The organism is Bacillus cereus group sp. N6, from assembly GCF_016483705.1.
Lineage (GTDB): Bacteria > Bacillota > Bacilli > Bacillales > Bacillaceae_G > Bacillus_A > Bacillus_A wiedmannii.
This window is the reverse complement of the sequence record NZ_JAEHBI010000202.1, coordinates 1-539: the sequence shown is the minus strand read 5'-3', so window position 1 is coordinate 539 and position 539 is coordinate 1. Positions and strand designations below refer to the sequence as shown.

Here is a 539-nt window from a genome sequence, read left to right as displayed (position 1 = left end):
GTCAAATTTTACTTAGAAGGTGAATATGACGGAATAGGCTTTGTATTCAGTAGGCAGGATAATTACATCGGAATAGACATAGATAAATGTGTTGTGGACGGAAAAACAAACGTTTTTGCAACAGAAATTATCGATACATTAGACAGCTATACAGAGTTTTCACCATCTATGAAAGGCATCCACATCATCATCAAAGGTAGCCTTCCACAATCTGTTTTAGGTACCGGACGTAAAAATACAAAACACGGTTTGGAAATCTACTCATACGGCCGTTTCTTCACCTTTACTGGAAACCGTGAAAATTCTAATGATGTGTATGATCGTACGGATGAACTAGCGGAAGTATTCGAACAGTATTTTGATGATAGTGACATCCAAGGCCGTGTAAATTTAGCAGAATTTGAAAAAGATGAAATCAAAATTTCAAATGAATCTTTATGGGAGAAAATGTTTCGTAGTAAAAACGGTGATGAGATTCGTTCATTATACAATGGCAGCTTAATTAATGAGGACCATTCAGCGAGTGACCTTGCTTTATG

General features: G+C 36.4%; 1 pseudogene. It reads left to right on the top strand.

The annotated features are described in order from the left end of the window. Positions 1-539, top strand: a pseudogene (locus JDS99_RS30940) (phage/plasmid primase, P4 family); the annotation flags it as partial.